The organism is Candidatus Kryptoniota bacterium, assembly GCA_036567965.1.
Classification (GTDB): Bacteria; Bacteroidota; Ignavibacteria; order Kryptoniales; family JAKASW01; genus JAKASW01.
Window position 1 is genome coordinate 40391 of sequence record DATCTN010000010.1, and the last position, 26350, is coordinate 66740.

22 protein-coding genes are annotated in these 26350 nt (G+C 49.1%); 15 read left to right on the top strand and 7 right to left on the bottom strand.

Features of this window, described 5'->3' with window-relative positions; all coding sequences use genetic code 11:
- Positions 1-44 precede the first annotated feature (44 nt).
- From VIS48_03885 to VIS48_03895, 3 genes are all read right to left on the bottom strand, one after another.
- Positions 45-956, bottom strand: a complete 912-nt coding sequence (locus VIS48_03885) for a metallophosphoesterase (GenBank protein ID HEY9165283.1) — start codon at positions 954-956, stop codon at positions 45-47.
- An 85-nt stretch (positions 957-1041) separates the two neighbouring features.
- On the bottom strand, positions 1042-2538 hold the full coding sequence (locus VIS48_03890; GenBank protein ID HEY9165284.1) for a T9SS type A sorting domain-containing protein: 1497 nt from the start codon (positions 2536-2538) through the stop codon (positions 1042-1044).
- Between the two features lie 49 nt (positions 2539-2587).
- Entirely contained in the window at positions 2588-5398 is a 2811-nt protein-coding gene (locus VIS48_03895; protein HEY9165285.1) for a TonB-dependent receptor, read from the bottom strand.
- A gap of 654 nt (positions 5399-6052) precedes the next feature.
- On the opposite strand from VIS48_03895, the gene VIS48_03900 reads away from it, so the two are divergent.
- The 6 genes from VIS48_03900 (at position 6053) to VIS48_03925 (ending at position 10651) form a co-directional block, all read left to right on the top strand.
- Entirely contained in the window at positions 6053-8335 is a 2283-nt protein-coding gene (locus VIS48_03900; protein HEY9165286.1) for a DUF5916 domain-containing protein, read from the top strand.
- A 183-nt stretch (positions 8336-8518) separates the two neighbouring features.
- Complete coding sequence (gene trxA / locus VIS48_03905) at positions 8519-8851, top strand: thioredoxin (GenBank protein ID HEY9165287.1); 333 nt, start codon at positions 8519-8521, stop codon at positions 8849-8851.
- Between the two features lie 70 nt (positions 8852-8921).
- A complete protein-coding gene (locus VIS48_03910) occupies positions 8922-9494 on the top strand; it encodes a class I SAM-dependent methyltransferase (GenBank protein ID HEY9165288.1) in 573 nt (190 codons plus the stop codon).
- Between the two features lie 8 nt (positions 9495-9502).
- A complete protein-coding gene (locus tag VIS48_03915; protein ID HEY9165289.1) occupies positions 9503-9652 on the top strand; it encodes a hypothetical protein in 150 nt (49 codons plus the stop codon).
- Between the two features lies 1 nt (position 9653).
- Positions 9654-10244, top strand: a complete 591-nt coding sequence (locus tag VIS48_03920; GenBank protein HEY9165290.1) for a TlpA disulfide reductase family protein — start codon at positions 9654-9656, stop codon at positions 10242-10244.
- The gene (locus tag VIS48_03925) at positions 10241-10651 is read left to right on the top strand and encodes an OsmC family protein (GenBank protein HEY9165291.1); all 411 of its coding nucleotides are present in this window, start codon (positions 10241-10243) and stop codon (positions 10649-10651) included. The genes VIS48_03920 and VIS48_03925 overlap by 4 nt, the downstream gene beginning before the upstream one ends.
- A 39-nt stretch (positions 10652-10690) precedes the next feature.
- Here VIS48_03925 and surE read toward each other — a convergent pair whose 3' ends face one another.
- Positions 10691-11470, bottom strand: a complete 780-nt coding sequence (gene surE, locus VIS48_03930; protein HEY9165292.1) for a 5'/3'-nucleotidase SurE — start codon at positions 11468-11470, stop codon at positions 10691-10693.
- Positions 11471-11769: 299 nt separating this feature from the next.
- Here surE and VIS48_03935 point away from each other — a divergent pair, with 299 nt between their 5' ends.
- The 9 genes from VIS48_03935 to VIS48_03975 all read left to right on the top strand — a co-directional run bounded on the left by VIS48_03935 (position 11770) and on the right by VIS48_03975 (position 21964).
- Positions 11770-12090, top strand: coding sequence for an RNA-binding protein (locus VIS48_03935; protein HEY9165293.1), 321 nt, complete (start codon positions 11770-11772; stop codon positions 12088-12090).
- Positions 12091-12348: 258 nt separating this feature from the next.
- Positions 12349-13377, top strand: a complete 1029-nt coding sequence (gene fni / locus VIS48_03940) for a type 2 isopentenyl-diphosphate Delta-isomerase (protein ID HEY9165294.1) — start codon at positions 12349-12351, stop codon at positions 13375-13377.
- Positions 13374-14354 (top strand): polyprenyl synthetase family protein, encoded by a 981-nt coding sequence (locus VIS48_03945; protein ID HEY9165295.1) that lies wholly within the window; start codon positions 13374-13376, stop codon positions 14352-14354. The genes fni and VIS48_03945 overlap by 4 nt, the downstream gene beginning before the upstream one ends.
- Positions 14354-14620: an HPr family phosphocarrier protein gene (locus tag VIS48_03950; GenBank protein HEY9165296.1), complete on the top strand. Its 267-nt coding sequence runs from the start codon at positions 14354-14356 to the stop codon at positions 14618-14620. The genes VIS48_03945 and VIS48_03950 overlap by 1 nt, the downstream gene beginning before the upstream one ends.
- Complete coding sequence (gene ptsP / locus VIS48_03955; protein HEY9165297.1) at positions 14610-16409, top strand: phosphoenolpyruvate--protein phosphotransferase; 1800 nt, start codon at positions 14610-14612, stop codon at positions 16407-16409. The genes VIS48_03950 and ptsP overlap by 11 nt, the downstream gene beginning before the upstream one ends.
- A complete protein-coding gene (locus tag VIS48_03960; protein ID HEY9165298.1) occupies positions 16393-17445 on the top strand; it encodes a bifunctional phosphoglucose/phosphomannose isomerase in 1053 nt (350 codons plus the stop codon). The genes ptsP and VIS48_03960 overlap by 17 nt, the downstream gene beginning before the upstream one ends.
- A 113-nt stretch (positions 17446-17558) precedes the next feature.
- Positions 17559-20375: a BamA/TamA family outer membrane protein gene (locus tag VIS48_03965; GenBank protein HEY9165299.1), complete on the top strand. Its 2817-nt coding sequence runs from the start codon at positions 17559-17561 to the stop codon at positions 20373-20375.
- 536 nt (positions 20376-20911) lie between these two features.
- Entirely contained in the window at positions 20912-21103 is a 192-nt protein-coding gene (locus VIS48_03970; protein HEY9165300.1) for a hypothetical protein, read from the top strand.
- A 177-nt stretch (positions 21104-21280) separates the two neighbouring features.
- Positions 21281-21964 (top strand): Crp/Fnr family transcriptional regulator, encoded by a 684-nt coding sequence (locus VIS48_03975; protein HEY9165301.1) that lies wholly within the window; start codon positions 21281-21283, stop codon positions 21962-21964.
- Between the two features lie 143 nt (positions 21965-22107).
- Here VIS48_03975 and dnaB read toward each other — a convergent pair whose 3' ends face one another.
- From dnaB to VIS48_03990, 3 genes are all read right to left on the bottom strand, one after another.
- The gene (dnaB, locus tag VIS48_03980; protein HEY9165302.1) at positions 22108-23550 is read right to left on the bottom strand and encodes a replicative DNA helicase; all 1443 of its coding nucleotides are present in this window, start codon (positions 23548-23550) and stop codon (positions 22108-22110) included.
- A 101-nt stretch (positions 23551-23651) separates the two neighbouring features.
- Positions 23652-24485, bottom strand: coding sequence for a uracil-DNA glycosylase (locus tag VIS48_03985; GenBank protein ID HEY9165303.1), 834 nt, complete (start codon positions 24483-24485; stop codon positions 23652-23654).
- A gap of 73 nt (positions 24486-24558) precedes the next feature.
- Positions 24559-26346: a PAS domain S-box protein gene (locus VIS48_03990; GenBank protein ID HEY9165304.1), complete on the bottom strand. Its 1788-nt coding sequence runs from the start codon at positions 26344-26346 to the stop codon at positions 24559-24561.
- Between the last annotated feature and the right edge of the window lie 4 nt (positions 26347-26350).

Sequence of the window (26350 nt, forward strand, 5' to 3'; positions counted from 1 at the left end):
CTGGAACTTATCGCAGGATAGGCCAGAAGGATTCAGACTGACAATTACCTTTCTGTCGCGTATTCGTCTATCACCTTCAGGTTGTGCCCGGGTCGCGCATCCACCGTTTCAAGTTCGGCTTTGTTGCCTTTAATCGTAATGAAAGTAATGCAGGGGAAGGATTTCCCTGATGGAGTAAACGCAGTCTTCTCGCTAATCGGTGTAGGATCCTTGTAGCTCGCGCCACCTGTACCGTTTATGACGTGCACAATTCCGTTCTTCTTATCGACGCCGCCATCCGGTCTTAAAGGCTTTGTCCTGAGATAGATGTGCGCGTGGCCATTGAATATGAACTTGCATCCATGCTTGTACAAACTTTCCACCCAAGACATGCACGTGGATTCGTAACTTTCTTTGTATGATAAATCGCCGTAAGTCGGGTTATGCCAGACGCCGATGATCCAATCGGTACCTGGGATGGTAGAAAGGAGGCTGTCGAGCCAGCGCTGCATGACATTCTTAGGTGTCGCATAACCGTCACAGAAGATCACGTCGACGTTAGAAACATGAACGGAATAGAAATGTGTTGATCCATTGGCTGAGTTTGTCGGCAATATCCCTGCGGTGTATTTATCGAAGTTCGTCTCACCGTCTTTGCTCTTGAATTCGTGGTTGCTTGTGCACATGAAGAATTTCCCTTTGACGAAAATGCTGTCCACTCCGGGATAATGGAGGCTCCGCTGCCAGGCCGCATCGGTTCCGTCATGCGTAAAATCTCCGCAGTGCACCTGGAAATCCCAATCAGTGATCTTATATAGAAGGATATGTGCGATGTCCGAGCAGGCATTTTCCGCATTTTCTCTTGAGTCGCCCCACAGTGCAATCTTGACGCGTTCCTGTGCAGAAAGCGGAACAATGCTCGTGAAAAATAAAAGGAACGCAGCAAGGGTGGACAAAATTCGGTTTCTATCTTTCATTTCAACTCCATTGTAGTTAAGCGAAATCCCGGTGCAGGGCGCTCTTGCCCCGCACCGGGGAATATGCTTCCGCCTCAGAAGGTACTTACTTTAACAATAACATTTTATGAACAACAGAGAATCGCCCTGCTTCCATCCGCACAAAGTACACTCCGGACGGGAAATTATCTGCGCTCCATGTCTGGGAGTAGCTCCCAGCCGTTCGAAATCCGTTGAAGAGTTCCGATATCTGCCTCCCGAGTATATCATAGACCGCAATTCGTACATGACTTGCAGTTGGCAAATCATACACGATAGTGGTCATAGGATTGAAGGGATTTGGATAGTTCTGGTGAAGCGCAAAGCTGGAAGGCGTGGATGCGGTCGACGATTCCACGGCACTGAGAGTATATGCTCCGAGCGCACCGATGTTTGGATCGCCGGGCAGCTGGCCGGTTCCATTGCTGAAGTATGGATTAGACCAGTGATTTGAGCCGGATGGAGCTGGAGGAGTAAACCCCGCCCCGAGCGCAGGCGAGCCTCCTGTCAGCCTGTAATCGTTCGAGCCGTCAAGTGCAAGCCAATCGTTGGTGAAGAATGGCTGGTAGCTTTCAAACAGAACGCTTGCCTGGATATCAACGATGTCATGAGGCGCTTGCCTGGCAACTCCGTCGGACGCAAAGTATCTCGACGCACCCTTTAAGCTGTCGACCGAATAGAAATAAAGGTTGTTGTCATACACAGTTCTTAAAGTGTCGGCCGCCACAGTGATCTCAAGTTCTTCGTACATGTCGCCCATGATGTTGTTGTAGATCTGAGCGCGGGCACTTGCATCTACAAGAACAGCGTAACCCAGTTCGTCGACGCGGCGCCACCCCCCCGCGACGATGGTGTTGTTGTGGATACACATGTTGGTCAAACGGGCAAGAGTCGGGTCGGCGTTCACCTTGATTCCATTTCCACCCGATGCCCAAATGACATTATATGCGATCTCGCCTATCGTGCCGGCTTTCACATTGATGTTGTCTCCGTCCGGCGCGCCGCACCACTTTATCGTGTTTCGGAGAACGCTCGCGTTTCCTCCATGCAGACCGATGCAATCGTCGACGGTCCCAACGACCAGGTTGTCTGTAAAGACCGTCGTTGTCGTGTTTGCGAAATCAGAGTAAATGTCGAACGTTCGATATGCGTGACCGGACACGTCATTGCCCCCGGCCCAATAAATGTCGGAGAATTTGACACTCACATATTGACAGGAATCTCCGACAATGCCGCCCCACATTCCCGGGCGCTTAGCAGAATCGACATCTGCTGTTGTAATCAAGATACGATTCGATGCTGTGCCTTCACAAATGAAAGTGCCGAGAATATGTATCCAGCATGCGGCGCCGGTTGAAAGATCGTTCTTCATCAAAAGTGTATCACCGGCGCTTATCGTGAGCGTGTCGCCGGCATTAATGGTTAGACTGTCTTTTACAACATAAGTGTGGTTGGCAACAGTTCTTCCCTCGACACTGCCTGTAAGCGTATCCGGCAGAGTTTGCGAAAGTGTTACTCCAGCTACTGAGAAGAGAAGCAACATGGTTGTTAGGAACTTCGACATACTTCCTCCTTAATTTTATTAGCGATTTTGTGGCTGATGAATTGTTAGATTAAAATTTATAGCTGATTCCTATTGACCCGCGCATCTTGTTCAGGTCGCGCTCAGTGACAATCGGGGCATGCTTTACATAATCGCCGGAAGGAACTTCTGTTACCTCCTGAGCATTGGTAAGATTGATCAGTTTCACGCTCAATCTCAGATTAAAGAAGAGTGCTTGTTCACCGGAAAAATCGAGTTCGCCGACTCCATCCTTGTAAACGTCGTATCCGTCCAAATTGCTAACACTGACAAGGCTTCTCCCGGTATAATTGTAGGAAATTTCCGCTGATGTCCCCCAGCTCTTGCTGTCATATGAGAGAATAACATTAGCGATTTGCGGAGACTGAGATTGAAGTGGTCGAGTCTCGTTGTAGTAAGTTTGCACCGGATCTCCGTTAGCATCAACCACTGTCACTTGTCTCAGGCTTGTAGTGCTGGAGAAGACATAAGTGTAATTGGCCGATACTCCCAATTCTCCAAAATGTTTTGAGACTACTGCTTCGAAACCGAATACTTTGGCGGGATCGCCGTTGACTTTTGACGACGACCTTATCCCGCTGAGACTGATGAGTTGATCGTCTATTGGGTCTGTAATGTGCTTGTAATAGATACCCGCGGAATAAACATCGGATTGATTCGGATAGTATTCATAACGGAGGTCTAGATTTGTTGATCTCGTTTGGCGCAGATTCGGATTTCCTGTCGACTCAGTCTCGTCTGACCGATCCACAGCCGGCACCAAATCGAAATAACTGGGCCGGCTCATGCTTCGTGTTACCGAGAAATGAAAAATTTGCTGCGGGGTAAGTTCATACCTGAAATTTATTCCCGGAAGGAGATCCACCATTTTAACGTCCGCCTGGGCCCCACCGACAGCAGGAGTTGCCATGGTAAAATAGGTGTCATGTGCCTCCTCCCACCTAACTCCGCCGAGTATCTGAAGTTGTCCCAGGACAATAGTGTATTCCATATACGATGCGAGAAGGACCTCGCTGGCTTTATAGTTTTGGTAACCGTAGACGGTTGTACCGGAGGTGGTGCCGTATCCGAATACAGTGACAGCCGCGCTATCAATCGTTGTAAATGGCTCGGTGTGCCCTTTGTAAGGACCGCTTTGAAAGACGTAAGGATTCAGTTTGTAATCGTCCTCGTAATTTGCGCGCTTGAGTTGCTGTACCACCGCCCCGGCTTGCAGGGTTTGTGTTCCATCTGAAGTCACATGAATCGTTCCATCCAGCCTACCGAGATACTGTCGGTCATCGTTTCTTCTCCAATCATGAGTTATGTCTGCTAAACCCAAGATGGGAGAGAGATTTCCCTGAGCGTCGTAATTCTGCAAGACGGAGTACTCTGCCTCATCCGGTCGATCCTGCAAGGCATCGGTGTAGTTCAAAGTCCAGGTTAACGACAAAGGCGAGTCGGTGAAATGCTTCCCGCCAATGGAATAACTGGAAATGTCTTGAGTCCGTAAAGCAGATCTGTGTGAATAAGTAAGATCTGCCGCTCCACGGGTTCCGTCAATAGTGGTTTCGGTGCCGTGACGGGTCTCGGCTTCTTGTTGATTGACATACATGTAGGTCGCTGAGAGCTCGTGACCTTCACTCGCGATGAAGTCTGCATTTACGACCGCACCGTCCCGGATGGTATTCGTATAGTAATCGTGGCTGAAATATGTTGATGCATAAGGCGTTAGATGGTTATCACTGTCCACCTTGTTGATATTCGTGGTAACATTGGAATAGAACTGTACAGGAACATGATCGTATGTATTTTGAAAACTCCCGGCGGCCATAATTCCGAACCGATTATCGAAGAAGCGATTTCCGATAAGGCCGGAAAAGAGTTCGTCGGGAACTCCTGCTCTGTTCGAAAATTTTAGATTCGAAGAAGTAAAATCCGCGCTTGTTGGGTTATAACGAGGTTTGAGTTGATTGGTCGGATCATCAGCGTTCACGGTCCCATGCATTCGCTCCGGATCGAGATCGTTGATGGTATTTCTGTCAAATGTGCTGAAGCTGCTGCCTAAAACACCCGAAGTCGTTCCGCTTGCCGCGTTGAAAAAAAAAGCGAGATCCTCAGGAGCCTTTCGCAAAATGAGGTCTGTCGATCCACCTATTGCATCTCCAGCGACGTCCGGTGTCAGGGTTTTTTCCACCTCGATTCGTTCAAATAGGGCCGATGGGAAAATATCCAGGGGAACGAATCGATCTTTCGCTTCAGGACTTGGTATCTTAATGCCGTCAACCAGGGTATTGTTGTACTGCTGCTCAAGCCCGCGCATGACGACATATTGTCCTTCACCTTGGTTGTTTCGAATCAGCGACATTCCGGAAACACGTTGGAGCGCATCGGCGGCTGTCCTGTCTGTGGATTCTTCAATTGCTTGTGCCGAAATAACATTGACAATATTTCCCGAATTCTTTTCTGTAGCCCGCGCCGTTGTTTCAAGTTCATTATTTGTTCTTCCCTCGATCACCGTCTCGCTAAGCGTGATCGGCTTTTCCTTTATCGAAAAATCTACGATCAGTACGGCCGTGTCATTTAGTATTTTTATTTCCTTCTCTGCACTATTGTACCCAATCGCGTAAATGGCGATCTTGTAAACCCCGGCAGGAACATTACTAATGACATAATCCCCGTTCGAATCCGTGACTTCGCCCAGACTCGTACCTTCTATAAAGACATCCGCACCGACAATTGCCGTATCGGTCTTCTTCTCCTTAATATGACCTTTGATTATCCCCGCCCATGATCCACTGAAAGCCAAAAAAGAAAACGAAAATAGAATTGCTAACGGTATTTTCGATGAGGCGGTCCTCACCTCACTCCTGTAACGCATTTCTAAATTTAAACCTCTCGGCTATTACCAAAAGCTTGCGGTGGATAGATCATGCTGATCTACTGAATGAAAATACAGAGGGAGTGTTAACTGAAGATTACCAGAATACTCTTTTTGGTGAAACAAATTGTTAATGATCAAATGCCGTTGACATCAAAATCGCTAATGATTTCTTTGAATCGAGAAAGTGTGGTTGTGGGCACCATAATGATAAAAATCGTTCACGCTGATCGATATACCTTCCACGATGGATCATATACATGAATGACAAAGGTAGAGCTCGAGTCACCAGCTCGATTGATTCAAAGAGCGGACTCTCATGCGCATTCGCTCTTGTATTGTTACTTAAATATTAAAATCTCTCTCATCTGTTAGTTACACCATATGAGAAGGCCGCATCGCTGGTCGTGCTCCCCAGAGGAAGAACTCGTTGGGAATCTCGTTGGCCTGACGAGTAGGCCGTCGATCGATGCGACTGTGAAGACTATGCCACCATCCGGGTCCGACAACAATTGGCATATCTGAAACAGCATCACCTGTTAGGGCTCCACTCTAAAGAAGATGGAAGCCGGTAACCTTTTCTGAATCCCATTCGTACCATTTAATGTCAGGCAAATGAAAGTCAGGGATGAGAAGATGAAAAGAAGGCAGGGCAGCATAGGCGGGAAGAGGCTCTTCTGCAGGTCGTGCTTTATCGGATTCTCCTGGTTGTTAGTGACCACTTTTACGGCGTCAGCCTTCGCTTACGAGTCGATGAACCGGGACAAATTTCACGTTTCCGCGGTAAAAATTGAACGAAATATCGATCTCACGGGGAAGTTATCTGATCCAGCATGGAAACTCGCACCACCTGTTGAAGTGGCCTATGAAATTCAGCCCGGTGAAAACATCCCTGCTCGTGAAAGAACCAACGTTTACGTCCTTTATAATTCAGAATATATTTATTTCGGATTCAGTTGTCAGGATTCGAGCGCTCACTTGATCAGGTCTCACGTAACCGACCGAGACAAAATGACGGATGATGACTTTGTCGGCGTCATTCTCGATACGTACGGACAGATGCAAAGCGGCTACGAGTTCTTCTCAAATCCCCAGAGCGTACAATTCGACGCGATGAGGACCTCCAACAATGAGGACGCAAGCTTCGACGCCGTCTGGTATTCTATGGGCGCCATCAGCGATTCTGGCTACACCGTTGAGATTGCCGTACCATTTAAGAGTATGAGGTTCCCGTCTACTCCCGATCAACATTGGATGGTTGAATTCCTCCGTGTGTACCCGCGCGACAGCCGGTACCTTTTCACTTGGACGCCGATAGACAGAAACAATCCTTGCATCCTGTGCCAGGGCGGTACAATCGACGGGGTAAACGGAATTGAGTCGTCAAACAATCTCGAAGTGCTGCCGTACGCGATGGGTGTCCAGACTGGATCGCTCAACGATACAGGCGATCCAAACTCCGAATACAGCAATGGTCCCGTGATAGGTAGGTTCGGAGTCGGGTTGAAATACGCGCCATCTTCATCTTTTATGCTTGGCGGCGTCTTCAACCCGGATTTCAGTCAAATAGAATCCGATGCGACTCAAATAAGTGTAAACAATACGTTCGCGATATTTTATCCCGAAAAGCGCCCGTTTTTCCTGGAAGGTGCGGATCTTTTCAATACCGTGGTAAGCGCATTCTACTCCAGGATGATAAACGACCCGGTCGCTTCCGCTAAGATGACTTCCAAAGCGGGTTCGTTCTCCGTCGCATATCTGGTCGCTGAGGACAGACAATCCCCATTTATCGTACCCGGCGAAGAGGGAAGTGATTTCGTGAGTACTTCCCTGAAGTCGCTGAGCAACGTTGTTCGCGCTAAATATGATTTTGGAAGTGAGTCTTTCATAGGGGTTCTCGGCACTGCGAGGAATTTTACGAACGCCCATAACTACATGGGTGGAGCAGACTGGAATTTTCTGTTCGGGGGAAACTACTATCTAGTCGGTCAGGCACTCTATTCAAACACGAAGGAGATAAACGATCCTTCTCTCTTCACGAACGACAGGAAATTCGGCGCGACGCACTTCGATGCGACATTCAACGGCGAACAATACGACGGGAGCGGTGCGCAAATCGATCTCAAACGGAATGCCCGCGACTACAGCTTCGACCTGGGCGCTTCTACCTGCTCTCCGCTGTTCCAGGCGCAGGACGGTTTCGTCACCTCGACAAATCGAAAAGTTATCCAGTACTGGAACGGGTACACGGTTTATCCTTCGGAAACCATTGTGGAGAACGCATCTGTGCAGTCGAGCTCCGGCTTAGTATTCAATGACCTCGGCACACGCAAAGGCGTGTGGACGGAGCTTCAGGCTCAGGCTCAACTGAAAGGGCAAACGAGCATATGGATGGGTTACTATCCGATCCTCGACGAAATCTTCCACGGCGTGTCGTTCACGAAGTTGTATCACACTGAGGTCAGTGTGAATTCCAGGCCGACAAGAGGACTCGAGTTCGATTTCTGGTGTTCGGTCGGCAGATTTATAAACCGCGCCGACAATCCAGAACTCGGGAGAGGAAACAACTTCTGGGCTGAATTGATCCTGAAACCGACCGATAAGTTCTCCGTCGACATGACATATGCCCGCTCGCGGCTCTGGGCGGCATCGAGTGAGGATTTATTCTACGATGGGTATATTGCACGGAGTGCCGTCGTCTATCAATTCTCGCCCGAACTGTTCGTGAGATTGATCTGCCAGTACGACGAGTTCGCGAAGCAGATTCAGATAGACCCGATGATAAGCTACAAACTCAATCCATTCACTGTCTTCTATGCGGGGTCGGATCACAACTTCACGGACTTCGGGTCGCCTTATGGAGTACAAAAGACCGTGCAGCAGTTCTTCGTGAAGCTTCAGTACCTGTGGCAAAAGTAAAAGTCGGGGCGCCCGCAAGCCCGGACGCCCTGGTTTCTCCATATTTCTCCCGTTAGTCCCTTTGACCGCTTCAGCAAATCCCTTTCCGAAAACTAATACTTCGTCGCAAGTGTTATATTTCTGAATCCTCGCGAGGGATTTTTCATCAAATAATCTGAAAGCGAGCATAAGAAAGGAAAAGAAATGGCAAACGTGAATGAAGCGACAACGGCAAGCTTCCAGGCGGAAATTCTCGATTCCAAAACTCCTGTCGTAGTAGATTTCTGGGCGCCGTGGTGCGGACCGTGTAGAATGGTCGCCCCGATAGTCGAAGAGATCGCCAAAGAGTATGAGGGAAAACTGAAGGTGTTCAAATTGAATACGGATGATAACATGGATATCGCCGTCAAATATAACATCATGAGCATTCCCACTCTCGGTTTCTTTCAAGACGGCAAAATGGTTGACAGAATAATCGGCGCGGTTCCAAAAAAAGTCATCGTTGAAAAGATTACTAGGACACTTCAATCGAATTGAATTTATGTGTGCACGAAAGAATAATTCGTGAACCGGCGCTCCCACATCTATTGAAAGCTCATTAAACATAATGGATCACGGTCATCGGTTCGAAGCGAAGCACCACTCGCGCCTTGACTCGAGTTACAGGCGAAAGATCCTTCCGCCGACAGCGACGCTCAAATCGTTTGGATTGAAAAAGGGAATGACAGTGTCGGACATCGGGGCGGGAACCGGATACTTTCTCATCCCTGCTGCGAGGGTCGTCGGTCCCCCGGCCATGGCGTACGGTGTCGATGTGTCCAGAGACATGCTGGCGTTGCTGAGCAGGAAGAGACTTCCCAAAAATGTATGCCTTGTCCATACAAAAGACGGGTACAAATTTGACGTGCCGGCATCGTCGGTGGATTTTACAATAGCGAGCGCAATACTTCACGAAAATGATGCGCAAAGACTCCTGTCGGAGATCCGAAGAACGATGAAAAAACGTGCCAGAATTCTTCTCATAGAATGGCGAAAGGAATATACGCGTCATGGACCTCCTGCCGGCGAAAGACTTACGCGGACACAAGTTGAGAGGCTGCTTGACAAGTCTCGATTCAAGGTGATCCGGGGAGGGGACCTGAACTCGCGATATTATGCTGTACTGGCGGAGAAGCTGTGAAGATCCCGATGGGTTTAAAGAAAATTGTTTTCAGGATAAATTTTGTAATCACGATGTTTCCTACCATCATAAGCGAATTGTTCCCCGACGCCCACCTTGGCTCAGTCCCATTGGAAGTCGAGAAAATCTTAGAGAAAATTGTAAACGAGGTGAAATAGAATGACAAAGAAGATCAAGCAAAAGAGTCTCGTTGAGAGGAATCTCCATTTTATAGTTGTCGCAATCGTTACGTTGATCATAGGTGCCGTTTACGTCAACAAGACGAGAGCGTCTTCCGGGGCTCCTCAGATTGCTGCTGCTGCTGCGGATGCGGGGATGATGGCAGGCGAAAATGTGATGGCCCCGGACTTCGCGCTGACATCGACCGACGGGAAGTCAATCAGACTTTCTGACTTCCGCGGAAAGGTAGTGATCGTCGATTTCTGGGCCACCTGGTGCGGGCCATGCAAAGCTGAGATTCCGGACTTCATCAAACTTTATTCAAAGTACAAAGACGCGGGCTTGCAGATGATAGGAGTTTCTGTCGACGCGGGCGGACTAAAAGATGTGGTTCCTTTCATGAAACAATATGGTATCAACTATCCCGTTGTGCTCGCGACAGAAGAAGTTGTCGGCGCTTACGGTGGAATCAGAGGGATTCCTACAACGTTCATCGTTGACAAGAAAGGTTATGTGAGGGAAGCATTTGTCGGTTACAGGCCGGCATCAACTTTCGAGAGCGTCATCTCAGAACTGGCATCAGAGAAATGAAGATTGTTCTTAAGCAGGTAGAGGGTAATGCTTACGTCGGGAAGGGAGAATCGAATCATTGGGTTCCGGTCGACACATCCCCGTCGGAAGGCGGAAGCGGCGCTGGCACCGGACCGATGGAGCTCGTATTGATCGCTCTCGCCGGCTGCACTGCCATCGATGTCGAACTCATTTTGAAAAAGAAACGCTCCGGCATGAAGCGGCTCGAAGTCGAAGTGTCAGGTGAGAGGGCGAAGAATCCTCCGCGAGTCTTCACCAACATCCACGTCAAGTACATCATTCATGGTGAAGTGAAAAGAGCAGATGCCGAACACGCTGTTTCTCTATCCCAGGATAAGTATTGCTCTGTAGCGGGAACGCTGAGACATGCAGTCAGCATGACACACGAAATCGAGATTGTAGAGTAATTCAACGACGGAATTTTGCACGGGGTGCCTGAACGCCCGTCAGAGCCTGATTTTTCCTTCCCAGTCTCTCTTCATTTGGTCGAGAAACTCGTGATGTGTCAGATCGAAGTGGATCGGCGTAACGGAAACATATCCGGACTTAAGTGCGACTTGGTCTACGTCTGGATCACGATCGAAGACGTGCATTTTGCCCGCGAGCCAAAAATAGTCGCGGTTCTTCGGATCCTTCCTCTGAAAGAATTCGTCATCCCATCTTGATCTGCCCTGGCGCGTAAATCTGATTCCTTTGATCCTACTCGCCGGGATCGCAGGGACATTGATATTCAGTATCGTATCTCTCGGCAATCCGCGTTTGATGACGAACTTCGCGAATTTCACCGCAACCTTCGCCGCAAACTCGAAATTTGGTTTGAGAGTATACTCGAGCGACACCGCGATAGAGGGGATTCCGAGTATCGTGCCTTCGGTTGCGGCACTTACGGTCCCCGAGTAAATGACGTTGACCGCTGTATTGAGTCCGTCATTTATTCCGGAGATGACGAGATCTAATTTTTGTTTAACGAGTCTCTTTATTGCCAGCTTCACACAGTCTGCAGGTGTGCCATCCACTGCGTAACCGAACATCTTGCCGTCGCGATGAAACTCGTGAGCCCTCAATGGAGTCCTCATCGTGATCGCATGTCCAATCGCACTCTGTTGAATGCTCGGCGCCACGACTGAGACTTGTGCGAATCTTTTCAGAGCTTTCACAAGAGTCAGGAGTCCGGGTGAGTCGATTCCGTCGTCATTTGATACCAGGATATGTGGTTTTGTTTTCATCCCTGAAATTTAGGTGAATTGGGCGTGATTTCCAGTGCGTAAACGGGCCACACCTGGCATATGTTCGTTTATTATGGATTTGTTCTTTATTCTCCGATTTATTATCATAACTCAAACGGTGGAAGATGAGATCAGTCGGAGAAGTTGGATTCGAGGAAGGAAGCAGTACGAGCAAGGTCGTATCACACACGGGCCAGACTGATGACTGTTGGATCTCAACCCGTTGATACCTTGAAGACTCGTGCGTAGCACAGCATGGGACGGGTAATTTCAAATCCAATAACTTTTTAGGAGTAAAGATGAACATTTATGTAGGCAACATCTCGAGAGAACTGAGCGAGGATGAGTTGCGCGAGGCCTTCGCTGCGTTTGGTCAGGTTTCGACAGTCAACATCATCAAAGACAAGTTCACCGGCGAGTATCGCGGATTCGCTTTTGTCGAAATGCCGGTGAAGGAAGAGGCCCAGGCGGCGATCAACGGATTGAACGGAAAGGATTTGAAAGGAAGAGCTCTCAACGTCAATGAAGCCCGTCCTCGTACTGACGACCGAAGAGGCGGCGGCGGCGGCGGTCGCGGGGGTCCGAGGAGAAACGACGGCGGCGGACGCCGTAGATTCTAAATTCAATTTGTGGAGTGTTGTTTCTGCGCGGCCCGCTGGAGCAACACTTCACTGACTTTTCTTCTTGAACCGAACTCTGAGTTCGGTTTCTGAAAGGCGCTTCGTAACAGGTAGATCGACGGAAAATTTAGGTGTTAGTTCAAAGTCGTCGGGTCTACCCAAAAAAATCTGTTGCTGAGGGATGAGTGTTCCACCTCATCCCGGTTGTTTCACCTTATCTTGCATATTTTTCCCGGCACACCTATTTTTTCTCATACAATGGATCAGACTTCTAATCGCAAAGCAAATCATGTCGATATAGTCCTCAATCAGCAGGTTGATTATCAGAAATCCACAGGGTTTGAGAAATTCGAATTTGTCCATAACGCCCTTCCAGAAATAGACTTTGATTCCATCGACACGGGATTGAAATTTTTCTCTCATAAGTTTTCCGCGCCCATTATGGTTTCTTCCATGACCGGCGGATTCAAGCGGGCGGAACAGATCAACGAAACGATCGCGGAATTCTGTAAGCAGAAAAATATCGGGATGGGGGTCGGAAGCCAGCGGCAGGCTTTGTCGAATAGCGACTACCTGGAGTCTTTTAAGATCGTAAGGCGGACCGCCGACAAGATTTTCGTGATGGCAAATATCGGAGCGGCTCAGATAACGGACGGTTCTGCGATGAGCGTGGCCTCGAGAATTATCGAAATGGTTGAGGCAAACGCGCTGGCAATTCACCTCAACGCTCTCCAGGAAATGATTCAACCAGAAGGCGACAGAAATTTCAAGGGCGTGCTGAGAGGGATTGCGCAGCTTGTCAGGAAACTGAAGATCCCGGTCATAGTGAAGGAAACCGGAGCAGGTATCGGCGCGGCTCCCGCGAAGAGACTGATTGATGCCGGTGTTTCGGCCATCGATGTTTCCGGTTCCGGCGGAACCAGCTGGGCTGCAATCGAAACTCTCCGGCGCGAAGAAGAAGGATTGGGCAGGAAATTCTGGAACTGGGGAATACCGACAGCAGATGCACTGGTCGGGGTAAATGCACTCCCCGGGAGAAAGAAGATTAAGCTGATTTCCTCCGGGGGAATACGTGACGGGATCGATGTCGCCAAATCGATTGCGCTTGGCGCAGACTTGTGCTCCGCGGCGCAACCATTCCTGAAAGCCCTGGACAGAAGTGGTGTCGACGGACTGACTAAAGAATTCGACCGCTGGGTCGACGAATTGAAAGGTGTAATGTTCCTTACCGGTTGTAGCAGCATTGACAGGTTGAAGAAAGCGAAAATCGTGAAGGTCATGGCTTGAAAGATTTCACGTCGTATTCTGAAAAGCACAGGATAACAATTGAGCGTGAACTTGAACGCTCACTTGAACTTGTCCCCGATTCTCCATTGAAGGACAAGATCGCGTATGTCATCTCCATGGGAGGAAAGAGAGTAAGACCGCTTGTGACGGTCTTTGCTGCCGAGGCTGTCGGAGAGGCAAACGATGATGTCCTGCGCGGGGCGGCGGCAATCGAGATTCTGCACAACTTCACCCTCGTCCATGACGATATCATGGACAATGCTGACACGCGGCGGGGAAAGGAGACGGTCCACGTCAAAAACGGCGTCAACACGGCCATTTTGGTCGGCGACCTGATGATGGCTCTCGCATATGATTGTCTGGAGAAGTGCGGTGAGAAGAATCTGAGAGAGGCCTTAAAGATATTCAACCTGAGCGTGAAGAGAGTGTGCGACGGCCAGGCACTCGATGAGCACCTGAGCAAGTGTACGGATACATCTCTTTCTCATTATCTTAACATGATAGCGAAGAAGACCGGTGCACTTCTTACTGCGGCTGGCGGACTGGGCGCGCTACTCGGCGGCGGAACTCCAAACCACGTCCGGCTCCTCAGCGATTACGGACTAAATATCGGGATCGCGTTCCAGATTCTCGACGACGTACTCGATCTGGAAGGCGATACGGAGCGATTCGGAAAACCGAGAGGCCTCGATATTATCGAGAAGAAAAAGAGTTTCATGTTCCTCAAGGCGCAGCAGATCATGGACGACAACGTCTTTGAAATAGTAAATGTCGCGTACAGAAAACCGGTTGTAGCGGAAAAGGATATCGTGTCCGTCAGGGAAGCATATCGCTCTGCCGGGGTATTTGACGCTGCCATGCGCGAGGTGGAAAATTATACCGGCCGGGCACTGGAAACACTGAACACATTAAGGAAGTCCGAGGGAAAGGACGCACTTGTTGAACTCGCAAACTCGCTGGTGCAGAGAAAATTTTGATGGTTCAACAGGAAGTGGTCGTGAAAAATCGACTCGGGCTCCATACGCGCCCAGCGGCGACGCTCGTCAAAATGGCCGCGAAGTTTAAGTCGGAGTTCTTCCTCGAACGGGAGGGATATCGTGTGAATGGGAAGAGTATTATCGGCGTGATGACGCTGGCTGCGGAGCAGGGAGCCAGGATACTTCTCATTTTTGACGGTGAAGACGAAAGAGAGGCGCTCGCAACACTCGTGGAATTCTTCGACAAAGGCTTCGATGAGCCCTGACCCGATCAACAACATAAACCGGACTGACGAACTAGTCCTGCGCGGTATTCCCGCCTCTCCGGGGATCGCAATCGGGAAAGTTGTCGTGCTGAAGAAGGACGGAGTCATTGTTCAGGAAAAAACAATCGAGGACCCCGCATCGGAGCTCGACAGGCTTCAGAAGTCGATAGAGCGGTCGAAGAACGAGCTGGAAAAAGTCTATAAGACCGCTTTCGAGAAGGTGGGCGGGGAGAAGGCGATGATCTTTGAGGCTCAGCTCTTGATGATTTCCGATCCGATTTTTGTCGAAGGCATCAAGAAAAGGATCACGAAAGAAAAAAAGAATTCGGAATATATTGTCGCCCAGGAATTTGCGAAACAGATCGCGCACCTCAAGAAAAGCAACAGCGAAGTCTTCAAGCAGCGTGCTCTCGAAATAGAGGATATCAAGAACAGGATACTCAGGAACCTCGTCGAGGCCAAACTGCGGTCGAGGTTTGAAGGGACTCCGATTGTCGTCACGACCGAGTTGACCCCTGCTGACACGGTTCTTCTTAGCAGGAATGCAGTCATCGGTTATGTGAGCGACTTCGGCGGGGCGAGGTCGCATGCGTCCATTCTTTCCAGGTCTCTCGGGATCCCCGCCGTTGTAGGATTGAAGGAAGCAACGAAACACGTGTGCGACGGGATGGATATGGTGATAGACGGCTACCGCGGCGTCATAGTAGTTAATCCGCAGGAAGGCACCGTCAGGAAATATTCCGAAAGAAAAGAGTGGTGCGAGAGGCTCGACAGCGATCTGCTTTCAGAAGTTGCCGAACCGGCGAGGACCACCGACGGACGACGGGTTCTTATCGAGGCCAATGTAGAGCTCCTCCAGGAAATCCCGCTTCTGAAGCCGCATGGAGCGGAGGGGATCGGTCTGTTCCGAACCGAACCGCTCATCCTCGATTCCGATTCGATTCCGGACGAAGAGGCGCAATTTGAGATTTTCAAAGAGGCGGTTGAAGGGATTAAACCGAACCCGGTCGTGTTCAGGACATACGACATCGGGGGCGACAAAATGTTCGTAGGCGATCACGCGGAGTCCAACCCTTTCCTCGGATGGAGGGGGATAAGGATGATGCTGGACCGACCGGATCTTTTCAAAGATCAGTTCAGAGCGATCCTCCGTGCTAGCGCCTATGGCAAATGCAAGATAATGTATCCGATGGTCGCGACCGTTGAAGAGGTCGCGAGAGCAAACGTACTCCTCGAGGAGTCAAAAAAATCCCTCGATTCCGAAGGAATAAAGTACGACAAGAATATAGAAGTAGGGGTGATGATCGAAATCCCCTCGGCCGCTATTATCAGCAGGGAACTTGCCGAACACGTAAAGTTTCTCAGTATCGGGACAAACGATCTAACACAATACCTTCTGGCAGTTGATCGCACGAATGATCTTGTCTCGAATGTTTATGAAGAGTTTCATCCGGCGGTATTGAGGACAATAAAACAGGTCATCGATTCCGGTCATGATGCCGGAGTGAAGGTGGCGATGTGCGGAGAAATGGCCGGCAACCCGCTCGCGACTGTAATGCTCCTCGGAATGGGCCTTGACGAGTTCAGTGCCGTCAGCGCCATCCTTCCAGTCCTCAGGAAAATTGTAAGAAGCACGAATTACAAAACTGCGAGAAAATTCGCCAGGCAAATTGTGAAGATAGATTCCGTCAATGAGATAAAAAAGAGTCTGCACGAATACCTGCGGACTTATTTTGAACGAATTTACTACGCAACTATAAGCGAGGAATATATTGATCACCACCTCTGATATTGAAAGAGTCGACAACTCGAAAATGTACTCGCTGATAAAATCTTTCCCGGATCAAGCGGCCGAGGCAGTAAGTATCGCTAAGAAGGCGAAATTGAAAACAACAACCTCGAGAGTCAGAAATGTGGTGATAACGGGACTTGGAGGATCAGCCATAGGCGGAGATATTTTGAGAAGCTACGCCGCCGGACAAGTGAAGATACCCATCCAGGTCAACCGCGGCTACGATCTTCCGCAATTTGTCGACAGGAATTCGCTCGTTGTGGTGTCGAGCTACTCCGGCGGTACCGAGGAAACCATTTCGGCTTATTCGAATGCCAGAAAGAAAGGCGCTCAAATTATTGTCATTTCCTCCGGCGGAAAGATCGGAGAGAGTGCGGCCAAATTGAAACATGACTGGATAAAGATACCCGGTGGGCTCCCTCCGCGCGCTGCGCTCGGTTATTCGTTCTTCACGCTGTTCATCGAGTTTCAGAAAATAGGAATTCTGAAGTCGAAACCTGCAGAGACAAAGGAGGTTATCGATCTCTTAGGAAAGCTCAGCGCGGAATATTCGGATTATGAGAGAAGTCCGCTCCCGCTACAGCTTGCAGAAAAAATAGGGGAGTCTCTTCCGATTGTCTATTCTGCGGCCGACAGATTTGACGCTGTCAATCTCAGGTGGAGAGGACAGATTTCGGAAAACGCCAAGACAGTTGCGTATGGAAACCTCTTCCCGGAAATGAACCACAATGAAATCGTCGGCTATTCGACTCTGCCCGATCTGCTCAAGCGATTTTTCGTTATTTACCTGAAGGACAGGGATGATCATCCGCGCGTGAAAGCGCGATTCGATTTCGTGAAGGAGATAATCAGACCTTATGCTGCCGATGTTATCGAAGTTGAATCTCAGGGAAAAAGTCTTCTCGCGAGAATCTTCAGCTTGATACATTTGGGAGATTGGACGAGTTTCTACCTGGCGGTGAAGAAGGGCGTAGATCCTACTCCAGTAAGAAACATCGATACACTCAAAAGACGGTTGAGTGAATTACACTAACGACTTGAGCTGACAACCTAACTTCAGTCAGGCAGGGTGCTCTCCCACTGAATTGCCCTTCGCATGAACCCGGTATTGCGAATGACTTTCGGTTTCCCCAACTTACGGATGCCTTGAAAAAAATACTCCCGTTCTGCCTCGTCCTCCTCCTCCCGTCCATCGGTCTCCCGCAGTTTTATTACTTCGGCGAGAATAAAGTTCAGTACACAGATTTTCGATGGCAGACGCTGCGGACTCCGCATTTCGAAATATATTTTTATCCTGAGATGACCGAGCTCGCGAACAAGAGCGCGGAAATAGCGGAAGAGGGATACATATATCTTGAGAACAAGTTCGATATCAATATCACATCCCGCATTCCACTTATTCTCTACTCCTCCCACCTCTACTTCGAACAAACAAATACAATTCCTGGATTCATACCCGAAGGGGTCGGAGGATTCTTTGAGTACATGAAAGGGCGTGTGGTAATCCCATACGAGGGATCGCTCTTTCAATTGAAGCATGTCATCCGTCATGAGCTCATTCACGTATTCACGGCTGCCAAGATTTACAGGGTGCTGCACGATCATCGCATCCCGACCGACCGGGACGTCCCGCTCTGGTTCTCCGAAGGTCTCGCCGAGTTCTGGTCAACGAACTGGGACGACCAGGCGGAGATGGTGATGCGCGACGCGGTGCTCAGCGGATACCTGGTTCCATTGTCACGAATGGAAGATATCTACGGAACGTTTCTGATGTACAAAGAGGGGCAAAACATTCTGAAATATATTTCAGAAAATTACGGCGACGACAAGATTCTCATGTTGATGGAAAACTTCTGGAAGGCCTCAAGCTTTTCGGAAGACATGAAGATCACAATCGGGCTTAACTACGCCGAATTTGACAAGAGTTGGATTTACGGCCTTCAAAAGAAATATTACCCGCTTCTCTCCACGCACGATCTTCCCTCCAGGGTAAGCCGTAATATTTTCTCGGAGGGTTTCAACGACTCACCGGTATTCTATAGGACACAAGACGGTCAAAGGCTCGTGTTCTATATTGGTAACCACGACGGTTACACAGACGTTTACCGCCAGCCGCTCGACAGCACCACGAAACCGGAAATTGTGATAAAAGGGGAGCGTACCACAGAGTTCGAGTCGTTCCAGCTCCCGTCCGATAGAATGGCCGTATCACACAATGGGCTCCTGGCATTTGTTTCGAAGAGCGGGGAGACGGATGTCCTGCATCTATATGACATCGAAAATAATTCTATCGTCGCGGACAAGAGGCTCGAGAACATAGTACGAATCGGTTCGGTTTCGTTTTCCCCGAACGGCGACCGGATAGTCTTGTCCGGCGCGACGATAGCGGGCTTTTATAACCTGTATTCGTATGATCTTCAATCAGGACTTATAAGACAACTCACTCATGGTTACTACGACGACCGCGATCCTGCGTGGTCACCGGACGGAAACTGCGTCGTGTTCTCGTCAGACAGGACGATATTCGGCGCCGAGGGATACTATAATCTGTTTCTGATTGATCTGAAGGACGGTGAAATCCGTTATCTGACTAAAGGCCGGGAGTCCGATTACGCGCCGGCGTGGTCAGGCGACGGGAAGGAGATTGTCTACGTCGGAAACAGCGGAGGCGGTCAGAATATATTTGTAATGCCGGCCTTCGACTTGCTCGCGATCGACTCGACAGTGTCCTACAGGATCACGAATTTTGCGACGGCAGCTTTCAATCCGAATTTTGCGCAACAAGGCTCGACCGCGATTATCTTCTCAACATTTGAGAACTACAGCTTTCAGATAAGAATGATCGATAGCGTCGACGAGAAAGTCAGGAACGCGGAAGGAAGAGTCGTTTTTGCCACCGGGATTTACGACACGTCGTGGAACGCGGCCGCGTACTCTCCTAACGGCGTAGTCCCGGCACAACCGTATGTGCCGAGGTACAGCATCGACATAGCTGAGAGTCAGATCTCAACCGATCCGGTCTTCGGCACTTCCGGCGGTGCGGCAATGGCACTCAGCGACATGCTGGGTAACGAGCAGTATTACTTCCTCCTCTTCAATACTGCCGAATCCCAGGACGAGATTCTCAAAAGTTTCAACATCGCGGTTTCCAGAATATCTCTCGCGCAAAGAATGAATTACGCGTACGGCATCTTCAATTTTGCAGGAAGGGAGTACGACCTTACCGATCCCGATGTGTATTTTTATGAAAGATCATTCGGCGGGTATTTCTCATTGAGTTATCCTCTCTCGAGATTCGATCGGATCGAGGCGACCACCAGCCTTTCGAACACTTACAAGGAATTGTTTTACGGATTCGGCGAAAGGAATTCACTTCTGTTTTCGAATTCAGTGGCCTTCGTCGAAGATAATTCTTTGTGGGGGCCGACGGGACCACTCGACGGCCATAGACTTCTGGGAAGTCTGGCGTATACCACCGACGTTGAATACGGCTCGGTAAATTATTTCACTCTGATGCTTGATTACCGGCGGTACTTCAGGATCAGCGGGATGGTTGCATTTGCCACGCGGGAGGCAATTCTCTATAATCAGGGTCCACAGTCTCGCCGTTTTTTTATGGGCGGGAGCTGGGATCTTCGAGGATGGCCGCTGTGGGGAATAAGGGGTGAAAAAATCTGGATTGCCAGCCAGGAGCTGCGCTTTCCGCTTATCGATGAGCTCAACATCAAATTCCCGATCGGAGGAGTTCTGTTTACCTCCATACGCGGCGCAGCCTTCTTCGATGCAGGGGCAGCGTGGGACGATTCCTATGACGGAACACTCGGAGATTTCGGAGTGGGAATACGATTCAATCTCGGAGGTGTTCTCGTCCTGAGGTACGATATGGGAAAGCGAATAGAAAGTAATTTCCAGAAATTGCAGACAGGCCTGTTCTCGCAATTTTTCTTTGGATGGGATTTCTGACGGCGAACACGATCCTGTATTGGGTTCGAATTGGTAACCCTGATAGGGCGCCTCAGGTAAAATCCTCTTGAGTACTCATCAACAATGCATCCGCGGAGGTTTGCGGAAAGTTCTTCGCTTCACACGGAATAACTGACAAGACATGGTTGTCACTCCAAGAAGTCATCTGAGCATTAGCTTGGTGACGAGGAGGAATATTCCAGAGCACTTTCAATCATACATTCGTGGATAGTTACACAAGATTCCTCACTTCGTTCCGAATGACAGTTAAAGCTTCTTTATTATTTCGAGGGGTCGGAAAGATACTGGCTTTGTGACAATGAAAAGACTTCTTCAATATTCATCAATGATACATCCGCGGAGACCTATAGAAGGTTCCTTCGTCTTTCAAATGAAGACTCGGAGGAACTCGGAATGACAATCGATTTGTTTTCTGTTATACTTAAAGGAATACTGATGTGACTTTGCAGTACCACCCAAACGAAAATAGCGGCTCGATTGATCTCTGGACACAAACGGAAAAGGAGTGAAATCAAATGGAAAACGGCACATTGGAAATAGCTGCAAGCAATCTAACGGTCGCGTATTGTTTTGCTATCAATCGTCAAGCTGGGCCAGGCACAAACATAACGACGACAACCGAACCTGAACTCAACCAGGAGAAAATCCTGCACATCTATCATGAGTTTCTAAAAAGACTCGAAGAGATGAAGATGGTTGACCGTTAACCAGGGACAATTAAACAGATCCACTCAAAGGCCAAGTAAGTCGACACTCCTCAGTTTGATTCTTGGTAAAGAGGCTCATAAATTTCAATCAGATGAATTCTGCAGGTCTGTCCCCCTCGGACGGACAAACTTCACGGAGAGTATTCAACGCTTCATCGCTGGCAAGGTTTGAAAGGAATGGAGAAGAACAGCTCACTGCACGACGTCCCGATTTTCGAAAAACTCTCTCAGAGTGAAGTAAGACTTATCACGCATATCTCTAAAACCAGGAAGTTCAGAAGGAACCAGATTATTTTTTTGGAAGGCGAATCATTTTCCGGGTTTTACATAGTGATGAGCGGTTCGGTGAAGGTCTATAAGCTCAACGGCGAGGGTGAGGAAATCGTTCTGAATAAGCTGAGACCGTATAGAAGTTTTGCTGAATCGTTTCTTTTTTCGGGCTCAAGATTTTATTCTTCGTGCGCGCAGGCTCTTGAAGATTCCACACTTCTCTTCGTTCCGAAGGACGAGTTCGCTTCTCTGCTCGGGAAGAATCCAGCGCTTGCCATAAGGATTTCAGAAAGCTTTGCCGGTAGATTGGCGGAATTGAATCAGCGATTCGACCTTCTCGCGGAAAGCGCGGAAGGGAGAGTCGCACGATACCTCCTCAATGAAATCCAGCTCAACAACTCGGTGAAAATGCCGGAGCCGTTCTTCAGTCTCGCGATATCAAAGAAGAATCTGGCGGAACATCTCGGCATAGCAAGCGCGACCCTGTCGAGGATTCTAAAGAAATTGAAAGAGGACAAAATCATACGGGAGGTCTCCCGGAAAATTTTTGTCACGAATGTCAAGAAGCTCCGCGACTCGTCCCAGAATTGACGGGGCTTGAACTCGATCAGGTCGTTGACCGCAGTCCATCATCCTCTTGGTTTTCTTTTCGGATTGATTACCCCGACTCGCCGGAAAAAATTAAGAGACGGGCGGCTTCGCGGATCCGAGAAGGCCCGTCAGGCATTCGGGTCTTAGAAGGGAATTTTCTCTTCCGGTTCGGGTCCGCCCTGGCGGAATCCCGATCCGGGAAACTTCGCGAGATCCTCGAACCTAGCGTATTCTTTGATAAATGTGAGCTTAATATCACCCGTAGGTCCATTGCGCTGTTTGCTTATCATTATTTCGGCCATCCCTTTGACTGAATTATTGTCAGTGTCGTTCTCTAATCCGTATAACTCAGGTCTATGGATAAAAATCACGACATCTGCATCTTGTTCAAGAGCGCCGGACTCTCTCAGGTCAGATAGGATCGGACGCTTGTCTCCTCGCTCTTCGACAGAGCGACGGAGCTGAGATAACGCGATCACAGGTATGTCAAGCTCCTTCGCGAGAACCTTGAAATTTCGCGATATCATTGAGATTTCCCTTTCGCGGCTCTCAACTTTTGCAGGACCTTGCATCAACTGCAGATAGTCCACCATGATCAACCCGATGTCATGTTCCGCTTTAAGCCTTCTTGATCGAGCGCGAAGTTCGAGGATTGATAAAGCAGGTGTATCATCGATAAATATCGGAGCAGGGACAAGCTTGTGTATACGCATCGATATATTCTGCCATTGATCCTCGGGCAATCTTCCGGTTCTAAGTTCATGAGCGTTTACCTTCGCCTCGGCAGCTAGTAAGCGGATGAGCAATTGCTGCTGAGACATTTCCAGACTGTATATCGCTGTTGGGATACCGTATTTCACTGCGGCGTTACGTGCAATTGACAAAGCTAAAGCGGTCTTACCTACACTCGGCCTCGCGGCGATGATAATGAAGTCCGATTTTTGAAAACCGCCTGTCATGTAGTCGAGGTCAGCAAATCCGGACGGTACTCCTGTAATTCCTCCTTTGGATCCGTGGATTTTTTCAAGGGTCTCCATTGTCTTGATTAGTCCTTGCTGGAGTGGGACGACAGACTTTTTCAGCCGTGCTTCCGAGACCTTGAATACGTCGCGCTCTACCTCATCGATGAGTGCGAATGCGTCCTCACGGTTGTCATAGCATCTCTGCACGTTCGACGACATCGTGGCGATCAAACTGCGGAGCATGAATTTCTCGGCGACAATTTGTGCGTGAGCTTCGACGTTTGCTGAAGACGCGACCGAAGATACCAGCTCATTTATATACGCAGTCCCGCCAATGTTTTCCAGCTGACCGCTCCTGCGAAGTTCTTCTCTCACTGTTATCACATCGATTTCGGTGTTCTTCGTGTACAACTCGAGCATGGCCGCAAATATCTTTTCGTTGGCGGTGGAATAAAAGAAATCCGGCTGAAGGAGCTCTATCGCGGGTGACACCGCGTGCTTGTCAAGAAGCATCGCTCCAAGCACGGACTTCTCCGCCTCGACGTCCTGCGGCGGGATCCTTCCTGACGCGATGTCTTCGGGTAAACTCCCGAAGCCCTTTCTTGTATCAAAATTAGTTGCCATCTCTCTCGAATTGCTGACCACTGTTGCTAATAGCTAATTTCTAAAAGCTAACCGCTAATAGTCAAATGTGAATAGTGTAATTTCCTGTCGATGTCATCGACTCACAGCTCATCGTACAATTTGCGCATTTTCTGGACATCTTCCCAGGCGGGCCTTTTCCAATTCGGGTTCCTGAGAAGTGCGGCGGGGTGGTAGGTTACCATGACCTTAATACCCTGGTATTCATACATATTGTTCCGGAATTCGGCAAGACTCGTATTCATCCTGAGGAGCGCCTGGCCCGCTACTCTCCCGAGGCAAAGGATTAATTTCGGTTTTATAATATCGAGCTGTTTCTTGAGATACGGCTCGCACGATTCGATTTCGGTGGGAAGCGGCTCTCGGTTGTTCGGGGGACGGCATTTCAGGATGTTGCAGATGTAAACGTCCTCGCGTCTCAGTTGAACTGCCGCAAGTATTTTGGTTAGGAGTTGACCCGCGCGACCGACAAACGGCTCACCCTGCTCGTCTTCGTCCGCGCCCGGTGCTTCACCGATGAGTACAAGTTTCGCTTTTGGATTACCGACTCCGAAAACAAAACTCTTGCGCGTGTTTCCGAGAGGACATTTCTTACACCCGGAAGTCCTGGAATTCAGCACTTCGAGCGAATCGCTGTCGTGCCACTTAGGATCGATTTTCCATTCCGAGTTCAGGACTGCGCCTTCAAAAAGTCCTTCGTCCTCGGAGATTTTAATTACTTTCGGTTTCAAGTCCGTCTCTGATTCTGTTTTATTTTCCGGCCTGAGCTCCGATGCGGTCGAAATGAAAGATCCGGACGGATCTTTGTTCGTGCCCTCCGGGATCAAATATATATCGTCTCCATAAAGTTCAGCCTGCTGCTTGAGAAAAAGCGCTGCGTCACTCAGCACTTTTTCCGCAGGGTTTTCATTCAACATGTGTGTACGAATTTATCCGTGTCTATCATCAAAAACAAATTGTGCCCCCGAACTACCTGCAGAGCTTACAATATCAACTTTTCGGCATATGAGAATCAGTCTGGGGAATAAATGAATTGAATTTGATTGACACGACAGTCCCTTTTCCGACTTCACTCTCGATTTGGATGCTTCCCTTGTGTTCTTCGATTATGCGCCTCGTAACGGCGAGCCCGAGTCCTGTTCCCTTCCCCGGTTCCTTCGTGGTGAAAAATGGCGTGAACAGCTTTCTGAGGTTTTCGGGAAGGATTCCGTATCCGGTATCCTTAATTGTCACGATGACTCTCGTCTCGCCGTCAGATTCTTTTTCCTCGAGGGTTGCTACTTCCAGTTTTCCACCTTTGGCCATGGCATGGAGCGCATTCATAATTGTGTTCAGGAAAACCTGGTAGAGCTGTGCGGGATCGCCGTAAATCTTCAGTGATCGTGCGTCAAGCCGGGTCGAGATCTCCATGCCGCTCTTCTTGAATTGCGGTCGAACGAAATCTAGGACGTCATTCAAGATGGCATTCACATCTGCGGCCTGGAGAGAAAGGAGTTTCGGCTTGGCGTAATCAAGAAGCTGGCGCATCAGCTTCGTAATACGCCTGGTCTGCGCGATGATCGTGGAAAGTTCCTGGTAGCCTTTATCTCCCGACTTCATGTCGAGAAGCATGAATTCCGCGTTTCCGGAGATAATGTTGAGGGGAGTTCCGATCTCATGTGCCATTCCTGCTGCAAGCTGGCCGATTGTCGAAAGCTTCTCGGTCTGGATAATCTGCTGCTCCAGATTCTTCCTTTCGCTTAAGTCGGATTCGATTCCCATGTAGCCGATCTTCTCGCCATCGTGGAATATGGGTGTAATACTTAACCAGATAGGTATTTCGACTCCGTCTTTTCGGTGGTTTATGATTTCACCCTTCCAGTTGCTGAACTTTTCCAGCGAATTCCAGAGTTCCTTATAAAAATCGTGAGAAGAGTGCTTCGACTGAATCAAAGCTGTAGTTTTACCGAGCGTCTCTTCCCGGGAGTACCCGTAGATTTTAGTGAACGCGTCGTTAACTTCAATTATTGTCCCATCGACGCGGGTTATGATTATGGCGTCGGTAGCCTGCTCGAAAGCGCTCCGGAATAATTGAAGTCTCTCCCTGAGCAGTTTCTCGTCGGTGATATCGCGGTTTAACCCGATAACGCCGCCGAATGTATTTCCCGGCCCGATAAGCGAGTACCACGATTTCATTACATGAATGATATCACCGTTCTTCTTTACGATCCGGTGCTCAGAGCCCTCGACGCTCCTGTGATTCACAAATATCTGATCGAATTCCCTTTTCAATTTCGCCTTGTCGTCGGGATGGACGATGTCGAGAGGATGTATCCTTCCTGTAAGAAAGTCCTCCTTCGTGTAGCCGGTCATCTTTTCGGCATTGTCGTTGACATAGTATACGCGTGTTTCCGAATCGAACTGGAATACCAGGTCGGTGCTGGCGTATACCACGTGCGGAAGGATAGAAACCTGGCTGCCAGCTTGATTGTCCTTTTCATTGAACACAATCACCGACAAGCCGTCAAAATTCTCGAGATGTTTTCCTGTCAGGATAGTGCCTGTTGCCCTCAGCGTAAATGGGATTTCATCGTTCCCATCGGCGATCGGGAGAGTTGGGAAAGTTCTGAAAATTTCGGAAAGTGGGGCAGGAGTCTTTTTGACACCTGTCAGTTGTTCGAACTTCGGAGTGAAAGCGACGAGATTTCCCTTCGAGTCGATCACCGCGCCGCATAAACCGGCATACGACATTAACGAGATAATTCCACGAGTCCGGAGAATGTCATTCCCTGACGACATTTAT